Origin of the sequence: Dysosmobacter sp. Sow4_B12 (assembly GCF_052116665.1) — a bacterium.
Taxonomy (GTDB): domain Bacteria; phylum Bacillota; class Clostridia; order Oscillospirales; family Oscillospiraceae; genus Oscillibacter.
This window is the reverse complement of record NZ_JBQKKR010000009.1, coordinates 1-24795: the sequence shown is the minus strand read 5'-3', so window position 1 is coordinate 24795 and position 24795 is coordinate 1. Positions and strand designations below refer to the sequence as shown.

33 protein-coding genes, 1 pseudogene and 1 riboswitch are annotated in these 24795 nt (G+C 59.8%); of the genes and pseudogenes, 20 read left to right on the top strand and 14 right to left on the bottom strand.

The annotated features are described in order from the left end of the window. The first annotated feature begins 201 nt into the window (after nt 1–201). Both ACTQ4R_RS09080 and ACTQ4R_RS09075 read left to right on the top strand, forming a co-directional pair. Entirely contained in the window at nt 202–591 is a 390-nt protein-coding gene (locus ACTQ4R_RS09080) for a thiamine pyrophosphate-dependent enzyme (protein WP_441627917.1), read from the top strand. Beyond that, on the top strand, nt 561–1040 hold the full coding sequence (locus ACTQ4R_RS09075) for an alpha-ketoacid dehydrogenase subunit beta (protein WP_441627915.1): 480 nt from the start codon (nt 561–563) through the stop codon (nt 1038–1040). Before ACTQ4R_RS09080 ends, ACTQ4R_RS09075 begins: the two co-directional genes overlap by 31 nt. Nucleotides 1041–1140: 100 nt before the next feature. On the opposite strand, the gene thiM is transcribed toward ACTQ4R_RS09075, so the two are convergent. Both thiM and thiW read right to left on the bottom strand, forming a co-directional pair. Next, nucleotides 1141–1947 (bottom strand): hydroxyethylthiazole kinase, encoded by an 807-nt coding sequence (gene thiM / locus ACTQ4R_RS09070; RefSeq protein ID WP_441627913.1) that lies wholly within the window; start codon nt 1945–1947, stop codon nt 1141–1143. A 17-nt stretch (nt 1948–1964) separates the two neighbouring features. After that, a complete protein-coding gene (gene thiW / locus ACTQ4R_RS09065) occupies nt 1965–2486 on the bottom strand; it encodes an energy coupling factor transporter S component ThiW (protein ID WP_441627911.1) in 522 nt (173 codons plus the stop codon). 295 nt (nt 2487–2781) lie between these two features. Then, a riboswitch (TPP riboswitch) is annotated at nt 2782–2881 on the bottom strand. Between the two features lie 237 nt (nt 2882–3118). Here thiW and thiE point away from each other — a divergent pair. The 8 genes from thiE to ACTQ4R_RS09025 all read left to right on the top strand — a co-directional run bounded on the left by thiE (nt 3119) and on the right by ACTQ4R_RS09025 (nt 10248). Beyond that, entirely contained in the window at nt 3119–3763 is a 645-nt protein-coding gene (thiE, locus tag ACTQ4R_RS09060; RefSeq protein ID WP_441627909.1) for a thiamine phosphate synthase, read from the top strand. 95 nt (nt 3764–3858) lie between these two features. After that, nucleotides 3859–4656, top strand: coding sequence for a bifunctional hydroxymethylpyrimidine kinase/phosphomethylpyrimidine kinase (gene thiD, locus ACTQ4R_RS09055; RefSeq protein WP_441627907.1), 798 nt, complete (start codon nt 3859–3861; stop codon nt 4654–4656). Next, nucleotides 4653–5267 carry an energy-coupled thiamine transporter ThiT gene (locus ACTQ4R_RS09050; protein WP_441627906.1) on the top strand — a complete coding sequence of 205 codons (615 nt, stop codon included), beginning with the start codon at nt 4653–4655 and terminating at the stop codon, nt 5265–5267. Before thiD ends, ACTQ4R_RS09050 begins: the two co-directional genes overlap by 4 nt. Further along, on the top strand, nt 5264–5953 hold the full coding sequence (tenA, locus tag ACTQ4R_RS09045; protein WP_441627904.1) for a thiaminase II: 690 nt from the start codon (nt 5264–5266) through the stop codon (nt 5951–5953). Before ACTQ4R_RS09050 ends, tenA begins: the two co-directional genes overlap by 4 nt. After that, nucleotides 5950–7116 carry a putative hydroxymethylpyrimidine transporter CytX gene (gene cytX / locus ACTQ4R_RS09040; protein WP_441627902.1) on the top strand — a complete coding sequence of 389 codons (1167 nt, stop codon included), beginning with the start codon at nt 5950–5952 and terminating at the stop codon, nt 7114–7116. The genes tenA and cytX overlap by 4 nt, the downstream gene beginning before the upstream one ends. 194 nt (nt 7117–7310) lie before the next feature. Further along, entirely contained in the window at nt 7311–7577 is a 267-nt protein-coding gene (locus tag ACTQ4R_RS09035) for a hypothetical protein (protein WP_441627900.1), read from the top strand. Nucleotides 7578–7670: 93 nt separating this feature from the next. Continuing rightward, entirely contained in the window at nt 7671–9218 is a 1548-nt protein-coding gene (locus ACTQ4R_RS09030; RefSeq protein WP_441627898.1) for an L-lactate permease, read from the top strand. Nucleotides 9219–9300: 82 nt separating this feature from the next. Next, a complete protein-coding gene (locus ACTQ4R_RS09025) occupies nt 9301–10248 on the top strand; it encodes a lactate/malate family dehydrogenase (RefSeq protein WP_441627896.1) in 948 nt (315 codons plus the stop codon). 48 nt (nt 10249–10296) lie between these two features. On the opposite strand, the gene ACTQ4R_RS09020 is transcribed toward ACTQ4R_RS09025, so the two are convergent. After that, nucleotides 10297–10524, bottom strand: coding sequence for a hypothetical protein (locus ACTQ4R_RS09020; RefSeq protein WP_441627894.1), 228 nt, complete (start codon nt 10522–10524; stop codon nt 10297–10299). Between the two features lie 18 nt (nt 10525–10542). Next, complete coding sequence (locus ACTQ4R_RS09015; protein WP_441627892.1) at nt 10543–11043, bottom strand: ABC transporter substrate-binding protein; 501 nt, start codon at nt 11041–11043, stop codon at nt 10543–10545. A 208-nt stretch (nt 11044–11251) separates the two neighbouring features. Between ACTQ4R_RS09015 and ACTQ4R_RS09010 the strand changes: the two are divergent. Then, nucleotides 11252–12121: pseudogene (locus ACTQ4R_RS09010) on the top strand (transketolase). Beyond that, complete coding sequence (locus ACTQ4R_RS09005) at nt 12114–12389, top strand: RpiB/LacA/LacB family sugar-phosphate isomerase (RefSeq protein ID WP_441627890.1); 276 nt, start codon at nt 12114–12116, stop codon at nt 12387–12389. The pseudogene ACTQ4R_RS09010 and the gene ACTQ4R_RS09005 overlap by 8 nt, the downstream one beginning before the upstream one ends. Before the next feature lie 59 nt (nt 12390–12448). Here ACTQ4R_RS09005 and ACTQ4R_RS09000 read toward each other — a convergent pair whose 3' ends face one another. Beyond that, entirely contained in the window at nt 12449–13222 is a 774-nt protein-coding gene (locus ACTQ4R_RS09000; protein WP_441627888.1) for a DeoR/GlpR family DNA-binding transcription regulator, read from the bottom strand. 269 nt (nt 13223–13491) lie between these two features. Between ACTQ4R_RS09000 and mtnK the strand changes: the two genes are divergently transcribed. The 4 genes from mtnK to ACTQ4R_RS08980 all read left to right on the top strand — a co-directional run bounded on the left by mtnK (nt 13492) and on the right by ACTQ4R_RS08980 (nt 16330). After that, complete coding sequence (gene mtnK, locus ACTQ4R_RS08995; protein ID WP_441627886.1) at nt 13492–14697, top strand: S-methyl-5-thioribose kinase; 1206 nt, start codon at nt 13492–13494, stop codon at nt 14695–14697. 33 nt (nt 14698–14730) lie between these two features. Further along, nucleotides 14731–15783, top strand: a complete 1053-nt coding sequence (locus ACTQ4R_RS08990; RefSeq protein ID WP_441627885.1) for an S-methyl-5-thioribose-1-phosphate isomerase — start codon at nt 14731–14733, stop codon at nt 15781–15783. A 65-nt stretch (nt 15784–15848) separates the two neighbouring features. Then, nucleotides 15849–16070: a hypothetical protein gene (locus ACTQ4R_RS08985; protein ID WP_441627883.1), complete on the top strand. Its 222-nt coding sequence runs from the start codon at nt 15849–15851 to the stop codon at nt 16068–16070. Then, nucleotides 16049–16330: a hypothetical protein gene (locus ACTQ4R_RS08980; protein WP_441627881.1), complete on the top strand. Its 282-nt coding sequence runs from the start codon at nt 16049–16051 to the stop codon at nt 16328–16330. Before ACTQ4R_RS08985 ends, ACTQ4R_RS08980 begins: the two co-directional genes overlap by 22 nt. 76 nt (nt 16331–16406) lie before the next feature. On the opposite strand, the gene ACTQ4R_RS08975 is transcribed toward ACTQ4R_RS08980, so the two are convergent. From ACTQ4R_RS08975 to ACTQ4R_RS08965, 3 genes are all read right to left on the bottom strand, one after another. After that, a complete protein-coding gene (locus ACTQ4R_RS08975; RefSeq protein WP_441627879.1) occupies nt 16407–16817 on the bottom strand; it encodes an ATP-binding protein in 411 nt (136 codons plus the stop codon). Then, a complete protein-coding gene (locus tag ACTQ4R_RS08970; RefSeq protein ID WP_441627877.1) occupies nt 16817–17446 on the bottom strand; it encodes a rubredoxin-like domain-containing protein in 630 nt (209 codons plus the stop codon). The genes ACTQ4R_RS08975 and ACTQ4R_RS08970 overlap by 1 nt, the downstream gene beginning before the upstream one ends. 70 nt (nt 17447–17516) lie before the next feature. After that, nucleotides 17517–18287 carry a DUF134 domain-containing protein gene (locus tag ACTQ4R_RS08965; RefSeq protein WP_441627875.1) on the bottom strand — a complete coding sequence of 257 codons (771 nt, stop codon included), beginning with the start codon at nt 18285–18287 and terminating at the stop codon, nt 17517–17519. A gap of 134 nt (nt 18288–18421) precedes the next feature. On the opposite strand from ACTQ4R_RS08965, the gene ACTQ4R_RS08960 reads away from it, so the two are divergent. Genes ACTQ4R_RS08960 through ACTQ4R_RS08950 form a run of 3 tightly spaced genes read left to right on the top strand, consistent with a single transcriptional unit; the run spans nt 18422 to nt 20218 of the window. Next, nucleotides 18422–19081 carry a Crp/Fnr family transcriptional regulator gene (locus ACTQ4R_RS08960; RefSeq protein ID WP_441627873.1) on the top strand — a complete coding sequence of 220 codons (660 nt, stop codon included), beginning with the start codon at nt 18422–18424 and terminating at the stop codon, nt 19079–19081. Then, a complete protein-coding gene (locus tag ACTQ4R_RS08955; RefSeq protein WP_441627871.1) occupies nt 19074–19664 on the top strand; it encodes a chromate transporter in 591 nt (196 codons plus the stop codon). The genes ACTQ4R_RS08960 and ACTQ4R_RS08955 overlap by 8 nt, the downstream gene beginning before the upstream one ends. Beyond that, nucleotides 19661–20218, top strand: coding sequence for a chromate transporter (locus ACTQ4R_RS08950; protein WP_441627869.1), 558 nt, complete (start codon nt 19661–19663; stop codon nt 20216–20218). The genes ACTQ4R_RS08955 and ACTQ4R_RS08950 overlap by 4 nt, the downstream gene beginning before the upstream one ends. 48 nt (nt 20219–20266) lie before the next feature. On the opposite strand, the gene ACTQ4R_RS08945 is transcribed toward ACTQ4R_RS08950, so the two are convergent. From ACTQ4R_RS08945 to ACTQ4R_RS08920, 6 genes are all read right to left on the bottom strand, one after another. After that, complete coding sequence (locus ACTQ4R_RS08945; RefSeq protein WP_441627867.1) at nt 20267–21958, bottom strand: FAD-dependent oxidoreductase; 1692 nt, start codon at nt 21956–21958, stop codon at nt 20267–20269. A gap of 1 nt (nt 21959) precedes the next feature. Next, the gene (locus ACTQ4R_RS08940; RefSeq protein WP_441627865.1) at nt 21960–22280 is read right to left on the bottom strand and encodes a rhodanese-like domain-containing protein; all 321 of its coding nucleotides are present in this window, start codon (nt 22278–22280) and stop codon (nt 21960–21962) included. 13 nt (nt 22281–22293) lie between these two features. After that, complete coding sequence (gene trxA, locus ACTQ4R_RS08935) at nt 22294–22638, bottom strand: thioredoxin (RefSeq protein ID WP_441627863.1); 345 nt, start codon at nt 22636–22638, stop codon at nt 22294–22296. A gap of 35 nt (nt 22639–22673) precedes the next feature. Further along, nucleotides 22674–23063, bottom strand: a complete 390-nt coding sequence (locus ACTQ4R_RS08930; protein ID WP_441627861.1) for a rhodanese-like domain-containing protein — start codon at nt 23061–23063, stop codon at nt 22674–22676. 57 nt (nt 23064–23120) lie between these two features. Beyond that, nucleotides 23121–23867 carry an SDR family NAD(P)-dependent oxidoreductase gene (locus tag ACTQ4R_RS08925; protein WP_441627859.1) on the bottom strand — a complete coding sequence of 249 codons (747 nt, stop codon included), beginning with the start codon at nt 23865–23867 and terminating at the stop codon, nt 23121–23123. Between the two features lie 100 nt (nt 23868–23967). Further along, complete coding sequence (locus ACTQ4R_RS08920) at nt 23968–24390, bottom strand: DUF6076 domain-containing protein (protein WP_441627857.1); 423 nt, start codon at nt 24388–24390, stop codon at nt 23968–23970. Between the two features lie 235 nt (nt 24391–24625). On the opposite strand from ACTQ4R_RS08920, the gene ACTQ4R_RS08915 reads away from it, so the two are divergent. Further along, nucleotides 24626–24787 carry a hypothetical protein gene (locus ACTQ4R_RS08915; RefSeq protein ID WP_441628045.1) on the top strand — a complete coding sequence of 54 codons (162 nt, stop codon included), beginning with the start codon at nt 24626–24628 and terminating at the stop codon, nt 24785–24787. The last annotated feature ends 8 nt before the right edge of the window (nt 24788–24795 follow it).

Here is a 24795-nt window from a genome sequence, read left to right as displayed (position 1 = left end):
ATCAAAAGCACAATGGCACTTTAAATGCATGAATTATTTGGGACCAAGTGTCCTGTGAGACCGTGAAGGAGGCGGCTGGCGGATGTTTTCAAAAGAGGAACTGCCGCGGCACTATGAGACCATGGTGAAGATCCGCAAATTTGAGCTGGAGGCCAAGCGTGCCCGGGAATCCGAGGAGATCCTGGGCACGTCCACCTGTATGTGGGCGAGGAGGCCGTGGCCACCGGCGTATGCGCCTGCCTGGAAAAGACGGATTATATCGAGAGCACCCACCGGGGCCACGGCCACACCATCGCCAAGGGCGCGGACCTCAAGCCCATGATGGCGGAGCTGTACGGAAAAGCCACCGGCTGCTGCCGGGGCAAGGGCGGCTCCCAGCACATCGCTGACTTCAGCATCGGCATGCTGGGCGCCAACGGCATCGTGGGCGGCGGCTTCGGCCTGGCGGCCCGCTTACAGGGCAGCGACGCTGTGGCGGTGGTGTTTTTCGGGGACGGGGCCTGCAATCGGGGCACCTTCCACGAGTCCGCCAATATGGCGGCGGCCTGGGCAAGGTCCACATGGTCATCCGCTGCCCCGACGGCATCGTGAAAATGCAGGGCGCCCACCACACCGACTGCCTGGAGGCGTGGTTCGCCCATGTGCCGGGGCTGCAGGTGGTGGTTCCCTCCTGCCCGGCGGAGGGCCGGGGCCTGCTGCGGACAGCCATCCGCAACGACAACCCCGTCATGTTCCTGGAGCACAAGACCCTGTTCAAAACCGAGGGCGAGGTGCCTGACGACGACAGCCCCATCCCCTTCGGCAAGGCCCGGGTGGCCCGGGAGGGCCGGGATGTGACGCTGGTGGTGTACGGCGTCATGGTGAACCGGGCGTTGGAGGCGGCCAAGACCCTGGCCGCGGAGGGTATCGACGCGGAGGTGCTGGACCTGCGGACCCTGTCCCCCTGGGACAAGGAGACGGTGCTCGCCTCCGTCCGGAAAACAGGAAGGAAGATAGTTACGAAAGAAACCCAGGAGGGGTGTCTTTCGTTTAAAATTTAAGTTTTTCAGAACTTTTTAAGTTCTGAAAAACTTGCTCAGTCTGTCGAAAAGAATTTTTGACAGACTGACGCGGGAGCCAGACCGGCTCCCGCGTTTCGTTTTAAAGAGAAAGAGGAATGACTGCCGCTTCCCGCTCCAGGTCCGCTCCCGTCAAGGCGCCGGCGGCGTCCAGCAGCGCCGCGCGGAAGCTGCCGCTTCCCTTCTCCCCCGCCGCGCGGTCCGCCCGGCGGGAGCACACCTTCCAGAAGGCCGAGGCCAGCAGGGCGGCGGCCAGGGGGTCCGGCTCCACAGCGGCGAACACGCCGCACAGCACGGAGAGCATGCAGCCTGTGCCGGTGACCTGGGCCATGCGGCCGCTGCCGCCGGTGCAGCACCAGGCGGCGGCGCCGTCGGTGACGATGTCCTCCGGCCCCGACAGTAGCACGGCGGTATGCAGGTCCCTTGCCAGAGCGGCGGCGCAGCGCAGCCGCTCCGCCCGGGCGGCGGCAGCGGGGCTGTCCACTCCCTGCTCCTGGCTGCGCAGCCGCAGCAGGGCCTGGGCCTCCCCCAGGTTCACCCGCACCATGGCGGGAGAGCCCTCCGCCAGCAAGCGGCGGATGTTCTCCAGCCGCCAGGGCGAGGCGCCTACCCCCACCGGGTCCAGTACCACCGGCCGGCCAAGCGCCGCCGCCTCCCGGCCGCAGACGCGGCAGGCATCGAACTTGGCGGCGTCCGGCGTGCCGGTATTGAGCACCGTGGCATCGGAGATGGCGGTGATGTCCGCCATCTCCTCCGGCGCCTGGGCCATCATGGGGCTGGCGCCCACCGCCAGGGCCAGGTTGGCGCAGTCGTTGGCGGAGACGATATTGGACACGCAGTGGATGAGGGGCCGCCGGCGGCGGACCTCCTCCAGACGGGAAACGTTCATAAAAACAACCCTCTTGCTTATTGTTCCATGGCGGCGCGCATGGACTTCAGAGCGCCGCTCTTTTCCAGGGAGAACACCAGAATGCCCGCCAGAACGGACCCGCCCACGGTGGAGACCAGGAAGGGCACCACGTAGGCGTAGAAGGCGATGTCACCGGCGCTCTTGCCCATGAACAAAATGGCCACGGGCCAGGACAGCAGGCCGCCGATGATGCCGGTGCCGAACACCTCCCCCACCAGAGTGAGGGGCAGGTTCTTCGTTTTCTTGTAGACCAGGCCGCACAGCAGGGCGCCGCACATGCTGCCGGGGAAGGCCAGCAGGCTGCCAAGGCCCATGAGGTTGCGCAGCAGGCTGGCCACAAAGGCGGCGGCCACGCCGAAGCCCGGCCCCAGGAACACGGCGCACAGGATGTTCACCATGTGCTGCACGGGGGCGCACTTGCTGCCGAACACCGGGAAGGAAAAGGCGCTGCCCACCACGGCCACGGCGGTGAGGACGCTGGCCAGGGCCAGTGTTTTGACAAAGGTTCTTGTTTTCATAGAAAAAACTCCTTTTTTAAAAGATGTACGCAGGGAGAAAACAGCAGCGTTTTCCCCTTGCACGGCAAGGCCGCAGGGAGGCAGAACGCTCCCCGCACGGAAAATTCGGTCGAGACTTGCTGGTCTCCTCTCACGCCGGAACACGGCTTCCCATCGCTGCTTGCAGTTGGCCCGGGCACAGGGCGCTCCCCCTCTGCCCGCTCCCGGAGGACCGGGTCGCCGGTTTTACTTTCCCCGACACACATCCTTTCCCAAAAGAAGTCAAAAACAGCGGGCGCCTGGTGGTGCCCGCCGTCCGGTATCCCGTGATGCTTCCTACGGTGGCATTACCCACATCAGGTAAAAGGGTCGAAGCGACGCTTCCTCTCAGCCTTTCGGCTCCCCTGTTTTCGCCGTTATTATGCCATCTTGATAAAAGTTTGTCAAGAGGGTTGAAAACCGCGAAAAAGAAGCGTATGATAAACGAAAATATAGACGGGGAGTCCGCTGGCGCGGGCTGAGAGTAAACCGCTGAGGTTTTTACCCGAGACCTGATTTGGATCATGCCAACGTAGGGAGAGAAGAGGCGCTTGCCGCGGACGGACCGGATTTGGTGTGTCCGCGGATTTTTTTGCAGTCGGGAGGAAAACGACATGAAACTTCATGCAGAGCAGATGCGGCTCTACGCCGTGACGGACCGGGCCTGGGCGGCGGATGAGGAGGCCTTCTGGGACCAGGTCCGCGCCGCCATTGCCGGCGGCGCCGCCGTGGTGCAGCTGCGGGAAAAGCACCTGGCGGAGGACGCCTTCCTGGCGGAGGCGGAGCGGTTCGTGGCATTGTGCCGGGAGGCGGGCGTCGTCAGCATCATCAACGACAATGTGGACATCGCCGTGAAGACCGGGGCCGACGGCGTCCATGTGGGCCAGGAGGACCTGGCCGCCGGCCGGGCCCGGCAGCTGCTGGGACCGGACAAGATCATCGGCGTGTCCGCCCACAACGCGGAGGAGGCCCGGGCCGCCCAGGCGGCGGGGGCTGACTATCTGGGGGTGGGGGCCGCCTTCGTCACCGGCACCAAGACCGACGCCAAGCCCATTTCCCGGGACACCATCCGCGCCGTCACCGCCGCCGTGGACATCCCGGTGGTGGCCATCGGCGGCATCAGCCGGGACAACATCCTGGAGCTGGCCGGCTGCGGTCTGGCCGGCGTGGCGGTGGTCTCCGCCCTGTTCGCCCAGCCGGACGTGAAGGCGGCGGCGGAGGAGATGCTGCGGCTGTCCCAAAAGATCGCCCGCCCGTAAAGAGAAAGATACGGCATAGCCGTTTCTTGGCGGCGGACCGGGGGCACCACCTTTCGCCGCGTTATAAAACTTCAATGCAGAAAGGAAGCAAAAACATGAAAACAGCATTGACGATCGCCGGAAGCGATTCCAGCGGAGGCGCCGGTATCCAGGCAGACATCAAGACCATGACGGCAAACGGCGTATTCGCCATGAGCGCCATCACGGCCCTGACCGCCCAGAACACCACCGGCGTCACAGACATTTTGGAAGCCACGCCCGCCTTTTTGGAAAAGGAGCTGGACGCGGTGTTCACGGACATCTTCCCCGACGCGGTGAAGATCGGCATGGTCTCCTCCGCGGAGCTCATCACCGTCATCGCGGACAAGCTCCGCCAGTACGGCGCCCGCCACGTCGTGGTGGACCCGGTGATGGTGGCCACCTCCGGCGCCAAGCTCCTGCGCTCTGATGCCATCGAGGTGCTGAAGGAGCGGCTGCTGCCCCTGGCGGAGGTACTGACGCCCAACATCCCGGAGGCGGAGATTTTGGCGGACATGAAGATCGAAAGCCCCGCCGACATGGAGACCGCTGCCCGGACCATCTGCGAAAAGTACGGCTGTGCCGTGCTGTGCAAGGGCGGACACGACCTGAACGACGCCAACGACCTGCTGTGGAAGGACGGCAAGGGCCGCTGGTTCAATGGCCGGCGCATCGACAATCCCAACACCCACGGCACCGGCTGCACCCTCTCCAGCGCCATTGCCTCCAACCTGGCCAAGGGCATGGAGCTGGACGCGGCGGTGGAGCGGGCCAAGGCGTACATCTCCGGAGCGCTGGCCGCCATGCTGGACCTGGGCAAGGGCCGGGGTCCCATGAACCACATGTTTGACTTGAAGGGAGAGTTCCAGGCATGATCTCTCCCATCATTACCGCTGTTTTTGCGATCGTCTATCTGCTGACGACCATATGGCTCTGCCGGGGCGTGAAGCTGGACGCCAGAGCGCTGTGCCTGGGCGGTGTGGTCTGCGCGCTGACATTGGTGCTGGCATCCATTCGGATCCCGCTGCCTACCGGCTCCAATATCACCTGCGGCTCCTGGATCCCTCTGATGCTGCTGGCGCTGGTTTATGATTACCGGCTGGCCATGATGACGGGCTGGGTTTGCGGCATCCTGGTGATGATCCTGATCCCCGGCTGGCAGGCGGTCCACTGGGCGCAGATTTTTGTGCAGCAGCTGGTGTGCTTCTCCTGCCTGGGGTATGCCGGCGTCTTTGGGACGGATAAACGCTGGAAGATGCTCTGCGGCATGGCGCTGGCCGTTTTCATCCGGTGCTGCGGCCATGTGCTCAGCGGCGTCATCTTCTATTCCCAAAACGCGTGGGACGGCTGGGGGGCATGGGGATACAGCCTTGCCTACAACCTGTCCTCCAGACTGCCGGAGGGGGTGCTGAGCATTCTGATCGTCTTGCTCCTCCCCATAGGACTCATGCGCAGAACGCTGCGGCGAAAGGAGGGAACGGTATGAGTACGGTTGAAAGATTGCTGAAGGCCACGGAGGACATCTGGGCCGGCTACCATGAGCATCCCTTTGTCCAGGGGATCAAGAACGGCACGCTGGACCGGGAGAAATTCCGCCGTTACATCATTCAAGACTACTGGTATCTCATGGATTATACCAAGGTTTTTGCCGTGGGTGTCGCCAAGAGCAAGAGCGTGGAGACCATGAAGATGTTCGCCAAGTACATTCAGGCCATCCTTGACGGCGAGGTCAATGTGCACAACGGCTATATGGGCGTGTTCGGCATCACCCGGGAGGAACTGGACAACACGCCCATTGCCCAGGATAACCGCTCCTACACCTCTTATATGCTCAGCGTGGCCTACAAGGGCGGCGAGGCCGAGGTGCTGACAGCCATTTTCTCCTGCGCTTACAGCTATGAGGTCATTGCCCGCAAAATGGTGGAGGAGAATCCGTCCGCGCCCGACCATCCCTTTTACGGCAGATGGGTGCGGGGCTATATCACTGAGCGGTATACCCACAACAACGTGCTGCTGATGGAGATGATCGAGCGGCTGACGGTGGATTATACGGAGGAGCAGCTGCGGTATCTGGAGGAGATTTTTACTGCCTGCTCCCGGTACGAGGCATCCTTCTGGGATATGGCGTGGGAGGAAAAGTACCCGGCTCCCCGCGGAAAGGCGCGGATATGAAAAAGACGACAGTGGCCCAAAACGGCCTTATCTGGTTCGGCGCGGGCGTCTCCCTGGCGGAGATCCTCACCGGCACGTACTTCGCCTCCCTGGGCATGGCCCTGGGCATGGCGGCCATCCTCCTCGGCCATGTGATCGGCGGCGCCATGATGTATCTGGCGGGCCTCATCGGCGGCCGCACCGGCTTAAGCGCCATGGAGACGGTGAAGCTGAGCTTCGGCAGCCGGGGCGGCATGCTGTTTGCCGCGCTGAACGTGCTGCAGCTGGTGGGTTGGACCGCCATCATGATCTATGACGGCGCCCTGGCGGTAGGGGGCATCTTCCCCGTGGGGGCTTGGGTGTGGTGCCTGGTCATCGGCGGGCTCATCATTTTGTGGATCGCCGTGGGCATCACCAACCTAGGCTGGCTCAACAAGGTGGCCATGGCACTGCTGCTGCTGTTGACCATGGAGCTGTGCAAGGTCATTTTCTTCTCCGGCGCCGCCCCCGGGGCTGTGGAGGAAGAGGCCATGAGCTTCGGCGCCGCGGTGGAGCTGGCGGTGGCCATGCCCTTGAGCTGGCTGCCCCTCATCAGCGACTATACCCGGGAGGCGGAAAAGCCCGCCCAGGCCACATTGTGCAGCGTGGTGGTCTACGGCCTGGTGTCCTGCTGGATGTATGTCATCGGTATGGGCGCCGCGTTGTACACCGGAGAGTCCGACATCGCCCAGATCATGGTGAAGGCGGGCCTGGGCGTGGCGGCCCTGGTGATCCTGATCCTCTCCACCGTCACCACCACCTTCCTGGACGCCTGGTCCGCCGGCATTTCCGCGGAATCCCTGTGGAAAAAGCTGGACGGCCGCAAGACCGCCATCGCCGTGACGGCCATCGGCATTCTGGGAGCCATGCTGTTCCCCATGGACGACATCACGGACTTCCTCTACCTCATCGGCTCCGTGTTCGCCCCCATGATCGCCATTCAGATCGCGGACCACTTCCTGCTGAAGCGGGACCGCTCCGGCGTGGAGGCCGATGTGCGGAACCTGGTCATCTGGCTGGTGGGCTTTGCCGCCTACCGGGCGCTGATGCGGGTGGACATTCTGGTGGGCTACACCCTGGTGGACATGGCGCTGACCGTGGCGCTGTGCCTGGCGGCGGACCGCCTGTTCCGGAAAAAAGCGTGAGCACTGTGCGCGGGGCGGATACCTTTGTGTGTCCGTCCCGCGTATTGTGCGCTTTAAACAGAAAAAACGATAGCCGGCCATCGAAAAATCTGCGGACGTTACGAAAAAAATTTAAGGCCGCTGATTTTTGTTGACTTTTGCCCGCGAGGCTCGTATTTTATGGATACAGACTTTTCCAAAGGAGGAAAACAGCCGTGTTTGCTATGTGCCGCCGCACTGTGAATACGACCGCCGCAGCCGCCGCTGCGGACGCTTCCTCCTGCCATGGCGCCGCCCGCCAGCGCGCAAACGCCCGTATCGCCATTACCATGGACGCCGCTTTGCTGGCGTCCATTTTTGTTGCCTTGATCGGCTTGCTGGGCATTTTGAGCCTGTCCCTGCTGCTGGTCCTGCTGGCCCTGTGCCTGATTTTGCGCGCTGCCGCCGCTTGTCCGAAAGACCCGCACCCCTGCCTGCTGTAACGTACCGTATACGAAGGAAGAGGGTCCCGTCTTTTGGACGGGACCCTCTCTTTTTTGTATAAAGCAAACCAAGAAAAGAGAGAGGATTTTACTATGGGATTCGTAAATTTCATCATGGCCGTCAGCCCCATCGTCATCGTGCTGGCCGGCATCCTGGCTTTTAAAAAGCCCGCCATGAAGGTGGCGCCCGTGGCCCTGGTGTGGACCATGGTGCTGGCGTTCACCTACTTCAATGTCACCGGCCTGGCCTTTAAGGAAAATGTGGCCGTCATCGACGCCCTGCTGTGGAAGGGCATCAAGGAGGGCTTGAAGATCGTGTTCATGGTCTTCGGCGCCTTTGTCATCCTCAACACCCTCAAGCGCACCGGCGCCATTGAGGATGTGAAGAACACCGTGGCCCGCGTCAGCGGCCAGGACCGCCGGGTCCAGCTCATCATCGTGGGTATGATGGTGCCGATCTTCCTGGAGGGCGCCGCCGGCGCCGGCGCTCCCGCCGCCATCGCCGCCCCCTTCCTGGTGGCCCTGGGCTTTGACCCCATCACCGCCATCGCCGTGGCCCTGTTGGGCGACGCCACGCCCTGCTCCTGGGGCGGCGCGGGCCTGACCACCATCAACGGCGGCGCCTCCCTGGTGGAGGCCGGTATCTCCACCAACGCCCTCAACTCCGCCATGGTGGGCCGTATCCACATGTTCGGCGTCCTCATCATCCCCTTCATCATGGTGGCTCTGGCCTTCGGCCGCAAGGGCTTCAAGGGCATCGTCCCCTATCTGTGCTATGCCGGCGTCACCACCGGCGCCGTCATGTTCCTCCTCAGCAACTTTGTCGGTCCCGAGGTCACCTCCATGGGCACCGGCCTCATCTCCATCCTGCTGTCCGTGCTGTTTGTGAAGGTGGTTCCCATCCGCACCCCCGACGATTTCAAGTACACGGCACCTCGGGAGGCCAAGCAGCGCTACGGTGCGTTCCGGGCCATGTCTCCCTATATCTACATGCTGTTCCTGCTGCCCATCGTCCGCTACGGCGTGCCCGCCATCTGGCCCAAGACCGGCTTTGCCTTCCTGTGCACCTTTGGCTATATCTTCTGGGTGGACTGCGTCATCATGCTCTGCGGCCTGCTGGGCGCCGCCACCCTGCGGGTGAAGAAGGATGAGCTCTTTGAGATTTTCCGTATGACCGCCCGCAATGTCGTTCCCGTCCTCATCACCATGGGCAGCCTGCTGGTGATGGCCTATATCATGCAGTCCGCCACCACCGGCATGATGAGCCTCATCGCCGGCGACATCGCCGCCCTGGCCGGCACCCTCTATCCCGCCGCCGCGGTGCTCATCGGCTCTCTGGGCTCCTTTATCACCGGCACGGGCCTGGGCTCCAACATCATGTTCGCCGGCATGCACACGGAGGCCGCCGCGGCGCTGGGCATGAACCCCATCACCGTGTTTGCCGGCCAGAACGCCGGCGCCTCCCTGGGCAACCTCATCTGCCCCAACAACACCGTGGCCGCCTGCGCCACCGTGGGCGAGGTGGGCAACGAGAACAAGGTCATGCGCAGGACCCTGGTGGCCTTCGGCATCATCCTGGCGGAGTACATGGTCCTGGCCATGGTGTATACGCTGGTGCTGTTCCCGAACTTCGGTATGTAAACGGAATCCAGGGGGGACGCCGTCCCCCCTGGATGAATGTGCGCAAGCTTTATATTTTATGAATTTATAGGAGGCAATCAGTATGAAAACAAGAAAAGTCGGTGTTGTGGGCATTGGCCATGTGGGCGCCCACGTGGCCTATACCCTGGCTATGGAGGGCATCGCGGACGAGCTGGTGCTGGTGGATATGAACCAGCAGAAGGTGGCCAGCGAGGTCCAGGACCTGCGGGACGCCGCCGCGTACCTGCCCCACCGCGTCACGGTGAACGCCGGAGACTTCTCCGACCTGGGAGACTGCGACGTCATTGTCAACAGCGTGGGCAAGATCGACCTGCTGCGGGGCACCCACAACCGGGTCACGGAGATGGACTTCACCATCCCCGCCGTCCGGGGCTATGTGGAGAAGATCAAGGCCAGCGGCTTTGACGGCGTGGTGGTGAACATCACCAACCCCTGCGACATCGTCACCCGGGAGATCGCCATGGGCCTGGGCCTGCCCCGGGGCCGCGTGTTCGGCACCGGCACCGGCCTGGACACCTCCCGCCTGCTCTCCGCCCTGGCCCGCCAGACCGGCATCGACCACAAGTCCATCACCTGCTACATGATGGGCGAGCACGGCAACGACCAGTTCGCGCCCTGGTCCTGCGTCAGCTTCCGGGGCATGCCCCTGGACCAGTGGGCCAAGACCGACGAGCGCTTCCGCTTTGACCGGGACGCCCTGCAGAAGGAGTCCATCGGCGGCGGCTGGGTGACCTTCGCCGGCAAGTTCTGCACGGAGTACGGCATCGCCGCCACCGCCGCCCGCATGGTCCACATCGTCCTTCACGACGAAAAAGCCGTCATGCCCGCCAGCGCTGAGCTGCGGGGCGAGTACGGCGAGGAGGGCCTGTTCGTGGGCGTGCCCTGCGTCATCGGCAAAAACGGCGTGGAGCAGGTGGTGGAGCTGCCCCTCACCGACGAGGAGCTGGCCCGGTTCCACGCCTGCTGCGACGGCGTCCGCCAGAACATGGAGCATCTGAAGGAGATCTGAGACGTTTTTGTCCGCGCCGGAGAGGAATTTTTCCTCTCCGGTGTTTTTTTAAGGATCGTTGGGAATTTTTGGCGGCGTTTTCAGATTGTTTTTAGCTTTCCCACACATGAAGCCCGCGTTGCCGAAGGAGAACAGGCGGGTAAAGCCCGTCAGTACCGACATGCCCAAAACCGCGATGACGTTGATGCATGTCATAACGATGACGCCCTGCAGGTAGGAGTTGATGCCCAAAATCCCACAGAAAGCATTGTTTATACTGTTGAATAACTCAATCATAAAGCAAGCCTCCCTTCCTTAGGCGTAGTTGCCCACCACGGTGCCCAGGTAGAAGTCGATGAAGCACATACGGAAGGAATAGGGATGCAGCTTGCCGTTTTCATCCACGGTGACCAACTCGTTGGAAGCGGCGGTGCCCAGAATGGGGACCTTCACCTCGTCGGCGACGGAGGCCATGGGGATGTTGCAGGAAGAGAAGTTCGTGCCGATGGATGCGACGATGTGCTGGACCTCCACCAGGTTCTTAAAGGCGGAAACAGAGTCAGCGGGCTCGCCCTTGCCGTCCATGGGGACCAGCTCCAGCATCTTGCCGCCCAGGACGCCGCCGGCCTCGTTGACTTCCTGAATGGCCATCTCGGCGCCGTACTGTCCGGCAGTGCCCCACAGGGCGGTGGCGCCGGTCAGGTCGGAGACGTAACCGATCTTGATCGTGTCACCGGAAGCAGCAGGCGTTTCGGAAGGCTTTGCGGTATCGCCGCCGGTAGACTTGTTGCCGCAGGCGACCAGGGTAAATGTCATCAGAAGGGTAAGAAGAAGTGCAGATACTCTTTTCGTCGTGTTTTCCTCCTTGAAATTCTTACCGCGCAGGACAGCGAAAGCTGTTGATTTTTGTTGAATTTCTCAAATTTAAGTAAATTGCACATAAATGTTTGATTTTTTCCACCGGATATATATAATTGGAACTAAAGATACCGGCCAAATTTTGCATAATTAGGGAGGTAATGCCATGGAAAACAAGCTATCCACCCGGGAGACCGCTGAGTTGATGTTGATTTCTGCCCGAATTCGACGCGGCGCGTTGGAAATGGTCTACCGTGCGACCTCCGGCCACCTCGGCGGGTCGTTCTCCATCTGCGAGCTGCTGGCGGTGCTGTAGTTCCATGAAATGCGCATCGATCCCGCGGCGCCTGCTGAACCTGACCGGGACCGGTTCGTGCTCAGCAAGGGCCACTGCACCCCTGCCCTTTACTCCGCGCTGGCCTTCCGGGGCTACTTCCCCCAGGAGGAGCTGAAGTCCTTCCACCGGTTGGACGGACACATGTCCGGCCACGCGGAGATGCATTATGTAAAAGGTGTGGATATGTCCACAGGCAGTCTCGTCCAGGGCATCTCCGCCGCGGTGGGCATGGCGCTGGCCGGAAAGCTGGACAGCAGGGACTACCGGGTGTACGCCGTCCTGGGTGACGGCGAGATCCAGGAGGGCCAGGTCTGGGAGGCCGCCATGGCGGCGGGCAACTTCGGCCTGGACAACCTCTGCGCCATCGTGGACAACAACATCCAGATCGACGGCACCATCGAGGAGATCATGTCCCCCTACCCCATCGACCGAAAGTTTGAGGACTTCGGCTGGAACGTGGTCCACTGCGACGGCCACGACGCGGCGGATATCGCCAAGGCCTTTGACGCTGCCCGGGCCTGCAAGGGCAAGCCCACCATGGTCATCGCTCACACGGTGAAGGGCAAGGGCGTGTCCTTTATGGAAAACTCCGCCGAGTGGCACGGCAACGACCCCAACACGGAGCAGTACCTCCGTGCCGCCGCGGAATTGGATGCACTGGTCATGAACGCTGAAAAGGAGGTTTCCGCCCATGCGTAAGATTTCCACCCGTGCCGCTTACGGCGAGGCGCTGGCCGAGATCGGCAGCGACCCCAACATCCTGTGCCTGGGGGGACAGATGCTGGGCCGCTGGCAGGCGCTGGAGATCGTCCGCGTCTGGCTGGACACGCCTTATGACGGCGGCCATCACCAGGGCTCACTGGACCTGCTCCGCCAGATGGAGGAGGCCATGATGAACGGCTCCGTCTGGTGTCCGGAGGAGGTCCCCTACCCTCCCTTTGCGTGGGACCCGGACCAGCCGCTGTGACACGGAAGTAAAAAAAGAGCATCCAGGCGAAGTGCTCGCCTGGACGCTCTCGTCCTTCGTCAGTCCGCGCAGTATTCGATTTTAATGCCCGCCTTTTTCGCGAAAGCCTCCCACTCGTCTGACAGCTGCTGGTCTGTGATGATGGTCCCGATGTCCTTGAGGCCGTCAAAGAGAATGTTGGCGTTGCCGCTGAACTTCGTGTGGTCCACCATGAGGTAGCTGCAGTCCGCCCGCTTGATCATGCACTCCCGCACCCGGGACTCGCTGAGGTGGTTGTCGGAAAGGCCGAACTCCATGGTCACCTTCGGACAGCTGATGAAGGTCCGGTCCGCGTGGTAGGTGGCCAGCACGTCGATGGTATGGTAGTCTGTGAAGGAGGAGGTCCTTCTGCGGAAGGTGCCGCCGATGCAGATGAGGTTGATGTTGGTGTTGCTGTCGTTGCAGAGGTTGCAGATGGGCAGGGAGTTGGTGATGATGGTCAGGTTCATCTTGGACTGGGCCAGCGCTTCCGCCAGGGCCAGACAGGTGGTGCTGGAGTCCAGCATGATGACATCGTTTTCCCGGATGTGCTGCATGGCCAGCTGCGCCATCTTCCCCTTGGTCCGGTGCATATAGGTCTGGCGCAGGGCGGTGGGGTAGCTTTTGTCGTATTTTTCGATCAGATAAGCACCGCCGTGGGTGCGGGTGAGCTTCCCGGCCTTTTCCATTTCCTTCAGGTCCCGCCGGATCGTCTCTTCGCTGCACTGCAGCAGCGCGCTCATGGCCGGGATGAGAATGAATCCCTGGCTGGTCAGCTCCTGCTCGATGATGCTCTGGCGTTCAAACTTCACCATACCGCTTTCCCCAATCTCAGTTGTTTTTTGCCTGCCTATTATATACTGACCACGCAAAAATTGTCAATACAGCACAGAGCTAAAATGAAAAATTAAACAAAATTTGTCTATTTTCCAGTTGATTTTCAAGGACTTTCTCAAAAAGCAGGCGCTTTTCGCTGTGTTGATTTTTCCTCTGCCTTTTTCAAAACCGCCGGTTTCGCCCACAACGCGCCGACTGGCTTGCAGATTTTTCCATAATTTTTTGAGTACATGAAGGAGCCGTGAGTATGAAAGATTTTCATGAATTTTTTCTGATGAGCATTGAGGACGTCAAGCGCTACGCCGTTGAGGTCCTGCACAAGTTCGAGCCGGACGAGGAGACCGAGTGCGTGGAGATCGGCGACGGAAACATCAACTACGTCTTCCGCATCTGGTCCAAGCGGGACGGCCACTCCGTCATCGTCAAACAGGCGGATAAGCTGCTGCGCTCCTCCGGCCGCCCCCTGGACATCTACCGCAACAAGATCGAGGCCAGCATCCTCCAGCTGGAGGGCCAGCTGGCCCCCGGCTACGTGCCCGAGGTCTATTATTATGATGAGACCATGGCCGCCACCTCCATGGAGGATGTCTCCGCCTTCAAGAACCTCCGCAAGGAGCTGGCCGCCAACCGGGTCTATCCCCACCTGGCGGAAAACATCTCCACCTTCATGGCGGACACGCTGCTGCCCACCACGGACCTGGTGCTGGACCGGGCGGAGAAAAAGAAACGGGTGAAGTTCTACACCAACCCCGAGCTGTGCGAGATCACCGAGGACCTGGTGCTGACGGAGCCCTACGACGACTTCCGGGGCCGCAACATCATCACGGCGGGGAACGAGGACTTTGTGCGGGAGTTCCTCTATGAGGACCAGCAGCTCCACGCCGAGGTGGGCAAGCTCCGGGAGCGCTTCATGAACAACGCCCAGGCCCTCATCCACGGCGACCTGCACTCCGGCTCCATTTTCGCCAACGAGGAGGGCATCCGGGTCCTGGACCCCGAGTTCGCCTTCTACGGCCCCATGGGCTATGACATCGGCAACGTCATCGGCAACCTGTTCTTCTCCTGGGCCAACAAGGCCTTCACCATGCCGGAGGAGACCGGCGCCATCCAGGCCCTGGAGCGCACCATCCGGGATACCTGTGATCTGACCATGAAAAAGCTGGCGGAGAAGTACGACCAGCTGGTCACCTTCTCCCTGTACCGGGCGCCCGGCTTCCGCAAGGCGTATCTGGACAGCGTGTGGGCGGACTCCCTGGGCTACGCCGGCACGGAGATCATCCGCCGCACCGTGGGCGACTCCAAGGTCATGGAGGTCTCCTCCGTCACCGACCCCACCCTGCGCATCCCTATGGAGCGGGCCCTGGTGAAGCTGGGCATCACCCTCATCAAGCAGCGGGAGACCCTGCGGGATGGCAGCGGCGTGGTGAGCGCCTTCCGCTTGATCTTGAGCTGAATGAAGTGACATCAACCGACAAGGAGGAACCGTATGGTACGCATGGACAACGATATGCCCTTTTTGCTGCAATATGAGAACGTGGCGTGGTACGACGAGGGAAAGGTCCGCATCCTGGACCGGCGGGTCTACCCCACGGAGGTGCGGTTCGTGGAGTGCACGGACTACCGGGAGGTGGCCCAGGCCATCACGGACATGGTGACCCAGAGCGCGGGGCCCTACACCGCCGTGGGCATGGGCATGGCCCTGGCGGCCTGGCAGGTGCGGGACAAGGGCGAGGCGGAGCAGATCGCCTTTTTGAAGCAGGCGTCCTACGACCTGTCCCACGCCCGGCCCACCACCGCCAACCGCTACGGCCAGATCACCAACCGCTGCGTGGACGTGGCGGCCCAGGCCCTGGCGGAGGGGAAGGACCCCATCGCCGCCATCGTGGAAAACACGGTGGAGTCTCTAAACCGGCGGTACAGCACCATGCAGATCGTGGGCGACCGGCTGGCGGAGCTCATCCCCAACAACGGCACCATCTTGACCCAGTGCTTCGGCGAGACCATCATCGGCACCGTCATGCGGGCGGCCCGGAAGCAGAACAAGGACTTCCGGGCGTTCTGCGCGGAGACCCGGCCGTACCTGCAGGGGGCCCGGCTGACCTCCGGCTGCTTTGCCCAGATGGGCTTTGACACCACGGTCATCACCGACAACATGGTGGCCTACGCCATGGAGCGGGAGCACATCGACGTGTTCACCTCGGCGGCGGACTCCATCGCCCGGGACGGCCACATCGCCAACAAGATCGGCACCTTCCAGATCGCCATTCTGGCCAAGTACTTCGGCGTGCCCTACTATGTCACCGGCATCCCCGACCGGGACAAGAAGAGCAGGGGCGACATCGTCATTGAGATGCGGGACCCCGGCCAGGTGCTGTCCTACCGGGGCATCCCCAACACCGTGCCGGAGGTGAAGGCCATCTATCCCTCCTTCGACGTGGTGCCGCCTCACCTGATCTCCGGCGTGGTCACGGACAAGGGCGTGTATGTGCCCTACCTGCTGGACCAGTATTTTGACACGGAGGCCAAGGCCTTCTATTGAGAGGACCGGGCTGCAAAAAAAGGAGAGAGATTCATGAAAGCTTATCCCACGAGCTCAAACGGGTCGTGGTTGCCGCGGCTGAGACCAAGGAAGAGTATGTGAAGATCTTTTACTCCCCTGTCCGCCGTGTGGACGAGGAAGAGGAGGTCGCCGTCGATATCTATTGGATGCACCGCCCCCAGGAGCTTTGTGACCGGGTCGCGAAAGCGGTCACTGATTTTCTGAAGGCCCGCGGCAAGGGCTTTACTGCGAGGGCTTCTCCGGCGTGGGCGTTGCCTCCGAGCTGACCAACGCCAATGTGGCCGGCCAGCCCAAGGGCGCCACCGTGCGCGTCCCCGGCCTGGACAACTTCGCGCTGCCCGCCAAGGAGCTGGGCTTCAACACCTCCACCATCGCCTATTCCGACACCTACACCGCCATTCAGACCGGCACCGTCACCGGCTGGGTGGGCGGACCTCCCAACCTGAACTACCTGTATTTCCGCGACGTTATCAACTACTACTGCTGGCCTCCGTGCAATAAGACACGCGCCACCCTTCCCACCTAACGGTAAAAGGAATGGCTGAAAGTGGAGAAACCTCGATAATGTGTGTCGCTGACAGGAGGTGGCACACGATGCACGATTATGCTTTGATACGCTCCAGGAACGCCTTGGCGTTGCCACTCTGGGGGAGCATGAAGCCTGATTCCCGGCACAGGTCCTCCGCCATCAGCCGGGAGGATTTTTCCACGGCCACGCTCAGGGCATCTGGTAGCTGAGAAGCAATGCTCTCGGCTTGAGCCTTACTCTGTACCAGACCCCGCAGGGCTTCCACTACCTTGTCCTCCTTGGGCTGCTGCACAGGAAGGGTCTTGGGAACCATAGAAATGGCCGAGGACGGACAGGCTTCGGCACAGGCACCGCATCCAATGCACTTTTCTGGATCAATGACGCTGTTCTCTGTATCCGTGGCCCCGCTGGGACAGACATAGAGACACAGGCAGTCCTTGGTGCACAGGCGAAGATTTCTCACCGCGTATTTTTCAGCCATCATTAAGCCCTCCCTTCCACTTTTTCAAATTTCCGGCTGGGCACCTTGCATACCGGACAAAGATCCGGAGCCGCGTTGCCCACATAGACAAAGCCGCAGACCGTGCAGACCCAGACACCGGTATTCTCCAGCATCTTTTCCCCTTCGGTTTTGTAGCGTGTCAGCAGGGATTGGAGCATCCGGGTGACTTTTTCGCTCCAGACCTGACACCGCAGGGCACCCCGATCTGGCTTTTCCGCGGATACCGCGTTGCCATAAGGATAACCCACCGAGAGATCGTTTTCGATGAGCTCCAGCAACTTTGCGGTGCTGGCTTCCTGCACCGGTTCCGCCTTGGACCGGAAGAACTCTGCCAGCTTTCGGAAGTCCTCCGCCTGCTGGGAGAGATACTGTTTTTCGCAGCCTCTTGCCAGATTAGAGCAGATGATGCTCATTTCCATGGCGGACAGTTCATTCTCCACATGGGGCTTGTCCAGCGCGGCAGCAGGCTTGGCTTGCGCGGTGTTCTCACGGAACTGCTGTTTATCCGCACCGCACAGGGGACACTTCCAATCGACAGGAAGATCCTCCCACCTGCCACCGGCAGCTTCGTCATAAATATAGCCGCAAATACTGCAAACATATTGCTTCATAGGGTTCACCGCCTCCTTTAGCCATATTTTATCAAATCACGGCACAAATACCGTGACTTTATCACTTATTTCAGCCGCAGGAGTGATGGCCGCAGCCATGATCACCGCAGTTGCCCTCGTGGTGGTGCTCTCCGTGGTGGCTGCACATCACATTGGGGTTATAGGCCAGCGTTCCGGCAGCCAGCGCCTCTGCCGCCTGGTCCGCGTCGCCGGATACACCGCCATACAGCTGGATGCCTGCCGCTGCCAGCGCCGCCTGGGCGCCGCCGCCAATGCCTCCGCAGATCAGTGCGTCCACATGCAGCGCGCTCAGAACACCTGCAAGCGCGCCGTGGCCACTGCCGTTGGTATCCACCACCTCTGAGGATACGATCTTCCCGTTTTCCACGTCGTAGACCTTGAACTGCTCCGTGTGGCCGAAGTGCTGAAAGATCTCTCCGTTTTCGTAAGTAACTGCAATTCTCATGATGTGTTCTCCTTTTGGTTTTGCATACTGTTGGTTAAATTTTTGTTTATAGCAATTGCTGCATCCAAAGGCTCGATTACCCCCGTTGCAGAGCTGATAGTCTCCGCCTTCGATCCTAAGAGGCAGACCGTTCACCAGCATATCCGCCAGCTTTTTCCGGGCACTGGCGTAAATCTGCTGCACGGTGGTGCGGGCCACCTGCATAAAATCGCCGCACTGTTCCTGGGAGAGTCCCTCTTTGTCGATGAGGCGGATGGTCTCGTACTCATCCACCGTCAGGATAACTACCTGTTCTCTGTTTTTATGGTCTTCCGGCAAAAATGTCAGTGTCTGGGGGTAATCACACACGCGCCTGCATTTCTTTGGCCGTGGCACAGGGTATGCCTCCTTTCTGTACGTTGCTCTATAAAGACAGTATAGGCTTATTTGCGGCATATGTCAATTATAATAATTGACATATGCCGCAAATGGCTTTATACTGAGTATGACTGAAGTAGAGGGGGCGCACCATGGAGTTTCAAGATTATTTTCCTGTTTGGGAGAAATTGACTTCCGTACAACAGCAGCAACTTAAAGGCAGCGCGATCAGCCGTACTGTAAAGAAGGGGACTGTTTTTCATAACGGAAACCTGGATTGTACGGGTCTGCTTCTGATCCGGCATGGTCAGCTTCGCTCCTACATCCTCTCCGACGAGGGACGGGAGATCACCCTCTACCGCCTGTTTGACCGGGATATCTGCCTGTTCTCCGCATCCTGCATGATGCGGTCCATTCAATTTGAAATGATGATCGAGGCAGAAAAGGACACGGAGCTATGGATCGTCCCTGCAGAAATATATCAAAGCATCATGCAGGAATCCGCCCCGGTATCCAATTTTACCAATGAGATCATGGCCACCCGGTTCTCCGAGGTCATGTGGCTCATGGAGCAGATCATGTGGAAGAGCTTTGACAAGCGGCTGGCCGCGTTTTTGCTGGAAGAAAGCACGCTGGAAGAAACGCAGGTCCTCAAAATTACCCACGAGACCATCGCCAACCATCTGGGAACTGCCCGGGAGGTGGTCACCCGGATGCTGCGGTATTTCCAGAGCGAGGGCATGGTGAAGCTGGCCCGGGGAACTGTGGAGATCACGGATGGGGCCGCACTGGAGGAACTGCAACATGCGTAAGCCGCTGCCGATGCTCTCTCAACTCTTTTTCAGTTTTATGAAAGTAGGGCTGGTTACCTTTGGCGGCGGATACGCCATGATCTCCGTGATCACCGATATCTGCGTGGAGAAAAAGCGGTGGCTGACACAGGATGAGATGATGGACCTCACCGTAGTGGCGGAATCCACGCCCGGCCCCATCGCCATCAACTGCGCCACTTATGTGGGCTACAAGATGGCAGGCATGACGGGCGCCGTGCTGGCGACCCTGGGTATCGTGCTTCCTTCTTTTGTGATCCTCTATCTCATCTCCATGTTCCTGGAGCACTTTCTGGAATATCAGGTGATTGCTGCAGCATGCAGGGGCATCAAAGTGGGCGTAAGCCTGCTGATTTTAGATGCCGGGTCAACGATGCTGAAGAAGATGAAGAAAAAGCCGCAGCCGCGTATCATCGCAGGATGCGCCTTTGTCATCATGCTGCTTGGCAACCTCTTCTCCTTGCGGATCTCCTCAGTCGTTCTGATGCTGGCAGCAGGGATCATCAGTCTTTCCGTTTTTGCCGCAAAGGGTGCATCCGCGCAGAGAGGCGGTGCGGGGCAATGATCTATCTGGAGCTGCTTCTGGGCTTTTTGAAGGTGGGCTGCTTTACCTTCGGCGGTGCATACAGCGCCATCCCCCTCATCCGGGATGTGGTGCTGTCCTGCGGCTGGCTCAGCGACGAGGAATTGAGCTATATGATCGCCGTCAGCGAGAGCACCCCCGGCCCCATTATGGTGAATCTGGCCACGTATGTGGGCAGCAGCCAGGCCGGCTTTTGGGGCGCGGTCCTCGCCACGCTGGCGGTGGTGCTACCGTCTTTCTTCGTGATCCTGCTGGTCATGAACCTGCTCAACGGCATCCTGAAAAGCAAGTATGCACAGGCCGTTCTGCAGGGACTGAAGCCCTGCATGATCGGCATCATCCTGGCCACTGGGGTCTATATGACGTTGCACAACTGCTTTCCTCTGGCGCAAGATTCCAAGGTGGACTTCCGGGCACTGTTGATCGTAGTGGTATTGGCTGCCTGTATGGCGGTATACCGTGCTTTCAAGAAGAAAAAGCTCTCGCCCATCCTGCTGATCATCGCCTCGGCCGCGCTTGGAATTCTCATTTACTAAAAGATACCCCCTTCTCAGTTCCTGTGGGATCTGAGAAGGGGCTTATTGTTATTTGTCCATGCCGCAGGCGGTGGCCGATTCAATGAGGCAGCGGTCATGCATCACCGCGTCGTAGAACCGGAAGCCGCCGGAGAAGTTGTAACACTCGAAGCCGTTCCCGGCCAGAATACGGCAGGCGATGTAGCTGCGCAGGCCGCTCTGGCAGATGACATACACGGGCTTGGCCTTATCCAGCTCGCCCAGCCGCTCCCGCAGTTCATCCACAGGGATGTTGGTAAAGCCGTCGATATGTCCGTGGGCGAATTCCTCCACCGTGCGGGTATCCAGCAGCGTCACGCTGCCGTCCCGGGGGAGGCTGTCCGCATCCGTCAGATGCCACTGCTTCAGGACGCCCTTTGCGATGTTCTCGATCATAAAGCCCGCCATGTTCACCGGGTCCTTGGCGGAGGAATAGGGCGGCGCGTAGGCCAGGTCCAGGTCTTTCAGTTCCGTGGCCTTCATCCCGGCCCGGATGGCAGTAGCCAGCACGTCGATGCGCTTGTCCACGCCCTCGTAGCCCACGATCTGGGCGCCCAGCAGGCGGTAGGTTGTCTTCTCAAAGACCACCTTCATGGTCATGACCTTGCCGCCGGGATAGTAGCCCGCGTGGCTCATGGGGGAGAGGATAACGGTGTCCACATCCAGACCGGCTTTTCTGGCATTGGTCTCATTGACCCCGGTAGAAGCCGCTGTCATAGCAAAGACCTTGATGACGCTGCTGCCCTGGCTGCCCGTATAATGGCTGTCGCCGCCGCAGATGTTGTCCGCCGCGATGCGGCCCTGCTTGTTGGCGGGGCCTGCCAGGGAGAGCAGCACATCCTGCCCGGTGACGAAGTGCTTCACCTGCACGGCGTCGCCCACGGCGTAGATATCGGGAACGGAGGTCTCCATCCGGTCATTGACCACGATACTGCCCTTGACGCCCAGCTCCAGGCCCGCTTCCTGGGCGAGGTGGGTATCCGGAGAAACGCCGATGGCCAGCACCACCATGTCGGCATGGAGGGGGGCCTCGTCCTTCAGCAGCACATCCACGCCACCGTCCTTTTCCTCGAAGCCCTCCACCGTGTGGCCCAGGGCCAGCTTCACGCCGTGCCTGCGCATTTCACTGTGGATGAAAGCTGCCATATCCGGGTCGAAGGGGTTCATCAGCTGTTTGGGCCGCTGGACGATGGTGACTTCCATCCCCAGCTCCCGCAGGTTCTCTGCCAGCTCCAGACTGATAAAGCCGCCGCCCGCCAGCACAGCGGACTTGGGATGGTTTTCGCTGATGTACGCCTTGATGCGGAACGTGTCCTCCACGGTGCGCAGGGTGAACAGTTTGTGAAGGCCCACGCCGGGGAGCCGGGGCTGGGTGGGCTTGGCACCGGGAGAGAGGATCAGCTTGTCGTAGCCCTCCTCAAATTCTTCCCCAGTCTCCAGATTTGTCACGGAGACCGTCTTTCTGTCGGGGTGGATGGCGGTGACCTCGTGGCGCACACGCATGGAGACCCGAAAGCGGGAGAAGAAGCTCTCCGGCGTCTGGAGGGTCAGCTCCTCGGGATCCTCAATGACCCCACCAATGTAATAGGGCAGACCGCAGTTGGCGTAGGAGATGAACCCGGACCGCTCAAACACCACGATCTCCGCCTGCTCGTCCAATCTGCGAATGCGGGCAGCGGCAGTAGCGCCGCCTGCCACGCCGCCTACGATGACAACCTTCATATCAATGCTCCACCTTTCCTGCATAAGCGGCGATGCCGCCGATATTTTTGACGTTGGTATACCCCATGCCCTCCAGCACGCTGACCGCCTGAGCGCTTCTGGCTCCGCTATGGCAGTAGACAAACACGGGCGTATCTTGATTATTTACGAAGCTGGTCACCTTGTCAAGAGACTGCAGAGGCACATTCTTGCTGCCGGGGATATGGCCCTCCCGGTATTCCTCCGGTGTTCGGACATCCAGCAGGACCGCGCCGGGCGTTGCATTGTATTCCCTGACGCCCTCACCAATGTCGGGCCCTTTCAGAAAGTCAAAAAATCCCATATCCATGTCCTCCTCATAGCATGGCCAGAATCTGCGCCTTGGGCTTCGCACCCACCGTTTTATTGACAAGTTTGCCGCCCTTCATCACCACCAGGGTGGGGATGCTCATGACGCCGAACTGCGCGGCCAATTCCGGCTGCTCGTCCACATTGACCTTGCCAACTTTGATGTCGCCGCGCTCGGCTGCGATCTCATCCACAATGGGAGTGACCATGCGGCAGGGGCCGCACCAGGGCGCCCAGAAGTCCAGCAGGACGGGTTCCTCGGAATTCAGAACCTCATTCTGGAAATTACTCTTATTGATATGGATGACAGACATATACAAGTCCTCCTGTGATCTTTTGTTTGATGTCTCCATGATAACCTGAATTTTCTACAAGTTCCGTGATATTGTCACGCTTCGCCGCTGACGGTTTCTCCCGTCCAGTCATTGATACCTCCGAACTCCACGATATTTGTGTAGCCCAGCTTTACCAGCTTTTCGGACGCCTGCTTGCTGCGGTTGCCGCTGCGGCAGTATACCAGGATCAGCTGCTCCTTGTCTGGCAGCTCCGGGATGTCCTGGTCACCGATGGTCTCGTTGGGGATATTGATGGCGCCGGGGATATGTTTCTCGCTGTATTCCTCGGTAGTCCGGACATCAAGAATGATATAGCTGCTTTCCTCCTCCATCATGGTGGCGGCTTCTTCTGCGTTGACCTGACGGTAGGTGCTTTTCTCCGACTGCGCTCCGCACCCGGCCAAAAGCAGCAGGGCCATCAAAAAAGGTATGATTTTCTTCATGGTCATTCCTCCGCGTTTTGAAAACAAGGCGGCTGTGTCAGCCGCCTTGTTCGTTTTTTAGGTTCTTGCCATACCATCCACACTCAGTACCACGCCTGTGATATAGGACGCTTCATCAGAGGCCAGGAACACAAACGCATTGGCGATGTCCTCCGGCTGGCCCAGACGGCGCAGGGGGATCTGCTTGATCATCGGCTCGATCACTTCCTTGGGTACGGCCTTCATCATGTCGGTCTCCGTGATGCCGGGAGCCACCGCGTTGACCCGGATACCCTTGGGACCCAACTCACGGGCCAGGGATACCGTCAGGCCATTCACTGCGAACTTGGACGCGGGATAGGCAATGCCGCTGGGTTGGCCAGAAATACTGACCATAGAGGACGTGGAGAGAATAACGCCCTTGCCCCGGGCCACCATGCACTCACTGGCCGCCCGTGTGGCGTTGAACACGCCTTTCACATTCAGATTCATGACCTTATCAAAGGTCTCCTCGGTATATTCGGTAAAAGGGGTGCTTTCAGACACGCCGGCATTGTTCACCAGAATATCCACGCAGCCATACTTTTCAGTGGCTTCACGGAACGCATTTCGGACAGAGTCCAAGCTGGACAGATTGGGGCTGATTCCCGCGACGGTTGCCTCCGGATATTTTTCCTGTAGCTGAGCAACAGCCTTGTCAGCCGATGTCTGAGAACTTGCAGTCAGGACGACGGTAGCGCCTTCCTTCAGAAATTTGTCCGCAGTAGCAAACCCGATGCCCCGGCTGCCGCCGGTGATAATCGCAACCTTATCTTTCAGTCTCATGAGAGTACCTCCTTGTTTTTTTCTTTCTGAATGCAGTATGGCCGGTTTTGGGAGTTCTCTCCGTGATAAAATCACAATTGAGGAGCATGTATTATGATGACTACGATTCCTTTAACCAAGTCGTGTATTCCTCCAGCGTGATCTTCCCGCTGTCACACTCGGCCTTCTTTTCTCTGGCGCGTTCACCCCAGGCGTACAGTTCCTCCGGCAGGATCTTCCCGGACTTCGTCCAGGCAAACCGCTTTTTGTATTCCCGGCGGTATGCCTTGAAGACATCGTCTGTATCTTTTTCCCGTGTCCACTTCGCAATGGCGCCGACATCCTTGCAGGTGCGCCCCTTCGAGTCAAACACACGGTCACAGTATTCAGCGTTGGTTCGCCCAGTGATCGCAAAATACTTCCCGCAATTTTTGCAGACCCGCATCTTCTGTTCCCGCCTGACCCACTCCCGCAGATAGTAATCGATCAAGTCATAGATGCTCTTCGGATAAAGGACTTCCGCATAGGCGTTTCGGTCGATCATCTCAAAAGATACTGTCAGCGGTTGGAACTCAAAAGGTCGTGGGTCTACGTGATAAGGGTCCTTGTAATAATCAAGAACCTGCTGGAAACAGAACGCTTGCTGGCATCCATGTCCAACACACGCTCCAGCAGATCCTTGATCTGCTTCTGGGCGTAATCAAAGCTGGGAAAGGAGAGGTGAGGAATAATGGCAAAGAAGCGTGCCAATGGCGAGGGCAGTATCCGCAAACGGAAAGATGGCCGGTGGGAAGGCTTCTGCATTGGCTATCCCCTTTGCAGTTGCTGTGGACAAGGCAAATCTTGCTAATGTTTGTCAAGGACTTTTTCTGAAAACTACAACGCAAAAATGGCGCACCAAATTAACCCATCAGATTGCGGGCTTTGAAAAAATGATGTAGAATCAAAG

Bases quoted from the DNA above. Each gene is read 5' to 3' on its own strand.
- mtnK (WP_441627886.1), top strand. From the start codon at position 13,492: ATGAAAGATTTTCATGAATTTTTTCTGATGAGCATTGAGGACGTCAAG.
- ACTQ4R_RS08915 (WP_441628045.1), top strand. From the start codon at position 24,626: ATGGCCGGTGGGAAGGCTTCTGCATTGGCTATCCCCTTTGCAGTTGCT.
- ACTQ4R_RS09020 (WP_441627894.1), bottom strand. From the start codon at position 10,524: ATGATTGAGTTATTCAACAGTATAAACAATGCTTTCTGTGGGATTTTG.
- ACTQ4R_RS08990 (WP_441627885.1), top strand. From the start codon at position 14,731: ATGGTACGCATGGACAACGATATGCCCTTTTTGCTGCAATATGAGAAC.
- ACTQ4R_RS09005 (WP_441627890.1), top strand. From the start codon at position 12,114: ATGCGTAAGATTTCCACCCGTGCCGCTTACGGCGAGGCGCTGGCCGAG.
- ACTQ4R_RS08930 (WP_441627861.1), bottom strand. From the start codon at position 23,063: ATGAAGAAAATCATACCTTTTTTGATGGCCCTGCTGCTTTTGGCCGGG.
- thiE (WP_441627909.1), top strand. From the start codon at position 3,119: ATGAAACTTCATGCAGAGCAGATGCGGCTCTACGCCGTGACGGACCGG.
- trxA (WP_441627863.1), bottom strand. From the start codon at position 22,638: ATGGAGACATCAAACAAAAGATCACAGGAGGACTTGTATATGTCTGTC.
- ACTQ4R_RS09000 (WP_441627888.1), bottom strand. From the start codon at position 13,222: ATGGTGAAGTTTGAACGCCAGAGCATCATCGAGCAGGAGCTGACCAGC.
- ACTQ4R_RS08925 (WP_441627859.1), bottom strand. From the start codon at position 23,867: ATGAGACTGAAAGATAAGGTTGCGATTATCACCGGCGGCAGCCGGGGC.
- ACTQ4R_RS09075 (WP_441627915.1), top strand. From the start codon at position 561: ATGGTCATCCGCTGCCCCGACGGCATCGTGAAAATGCAGGGCGCCCAC.
- ACTQ4R_RS08960 (WP_441627873.1), top strand. From the start codon at position 18,422: ATGGAGTTTCAAGATTATTTTCCTGTTTGGGAGAAATTGACTTCCGTA.
- ACTQ4R_RS08950 (WP_441627869.1), top strand. From the start codon at position 19,661: ATGATCTATCTGGAGCTGCTTCTGGGCTTTTTGAAGGTGGGCTGCTTT.
- ACTQ4R_RS09025 (WP_441627896.1), top strand. From the start codon at position 9,301: ATGAAAACAAGAAAAGTCGGTGTTGTGGGCATTGGCCATGTGGGCGCC.
- ACTQ4R_RS08975 (WP_441627879.1), bottom strand. From the start codon at position 16,817: ATGATGGCTGAAAAATACGCGGTGAGAAATCTTCGCCTGTGCACCAAG.
- tenA (WP_441627904.1), top strand. From the start codon at position 5,264: ATGAGTACGGTTGAAAGATTGCTGAAGGCCACGGAGGACATCTGGGCC.
- thiM (WP_441627913.1), bottom strand. From the start codon at position 1,947: ATGAACGTTTCCCGTCTGGAGGAGGTCCGCCGCCGGCGGCCCCTCATC.
- ACTQ4R_RS08955 (WP_441627871.1), top strand. From the start codon at position 19,074: ATGCGTAAGCCGCTGCCGATGCTCTCTCAACTCTTTTTCAGTTTTATG.
- thiD (WP_441627907.1), top strand. From the start codon at position 3,859: ATGAAAACAGCATTGACGATCGCCGGAAGCGATTCCAGCGGAGGCGCC.
- thiW (WP_441627911.1), bottom strand. From the start codon at position 2,486: ATGAAAACAAGAACCTTTGTCAAAACACTGGCCCTGGCCAGCGTCCTC.
- ACTQ4R_RS08945 (WP_441627867.1), bottom strand. From the start codon at position 21,958: ATGAAGGTTGTCATCGTAGGCGGCGTGGCAGGCGGCGCTACTGCCGCT.
- ACTQ4R_RS09030 (WP_441627898.1), top strand. From the start codon at position 7,671: ATGGGATTCGTAAATTTCATCATGGCCGTCAGCCCCATCGTCATCGTG.
- ACTQ4R_RS08970 (WP_441627877.1), bottom strand. From the start codon at position 17,446: ATGAAGCAATATGTTTGCAGTATTTGCGGCTATATTTATGACGAAGCT.
- ACTQ4R_RS09015 (WP_441627892.1), bottom strand. From the start codon at position 11,043: ATGACATTTACCCTGGTCGCCTGCGGCAACAAGTCTACCGGCGGCGAT.
- ACTQ4R_RS08940 (WP_441627865.1), bottom strand. From the start codon at position 22,280: ATGGGATTTTTTGACTTTCTGAAAGGGCCCGACATTGGTGAGGGCGTC.
- ACTQ4R_RS09050 (WP_441627906.1), top strand. From the start codon at position 4,653: ATGATCTCTCCCATCATTACCGCTGTTTTTGCGATCGTCTATCTGCTG.
- cytX (WP_441627902.1), top strand. From the start codon at position 5,950: ATGAAAAAGACGACAGTGGCCCAAAACGGCCTTATCTGGTTCGGCGCG.
- ACTQ4R_RS08920 (WP_441627857.1), bottom strand. From the start codon at position 24,390: ATGATCGACCGAAACGCCTATGCGGAAGTCCTTTATCCGAAGAGCATC.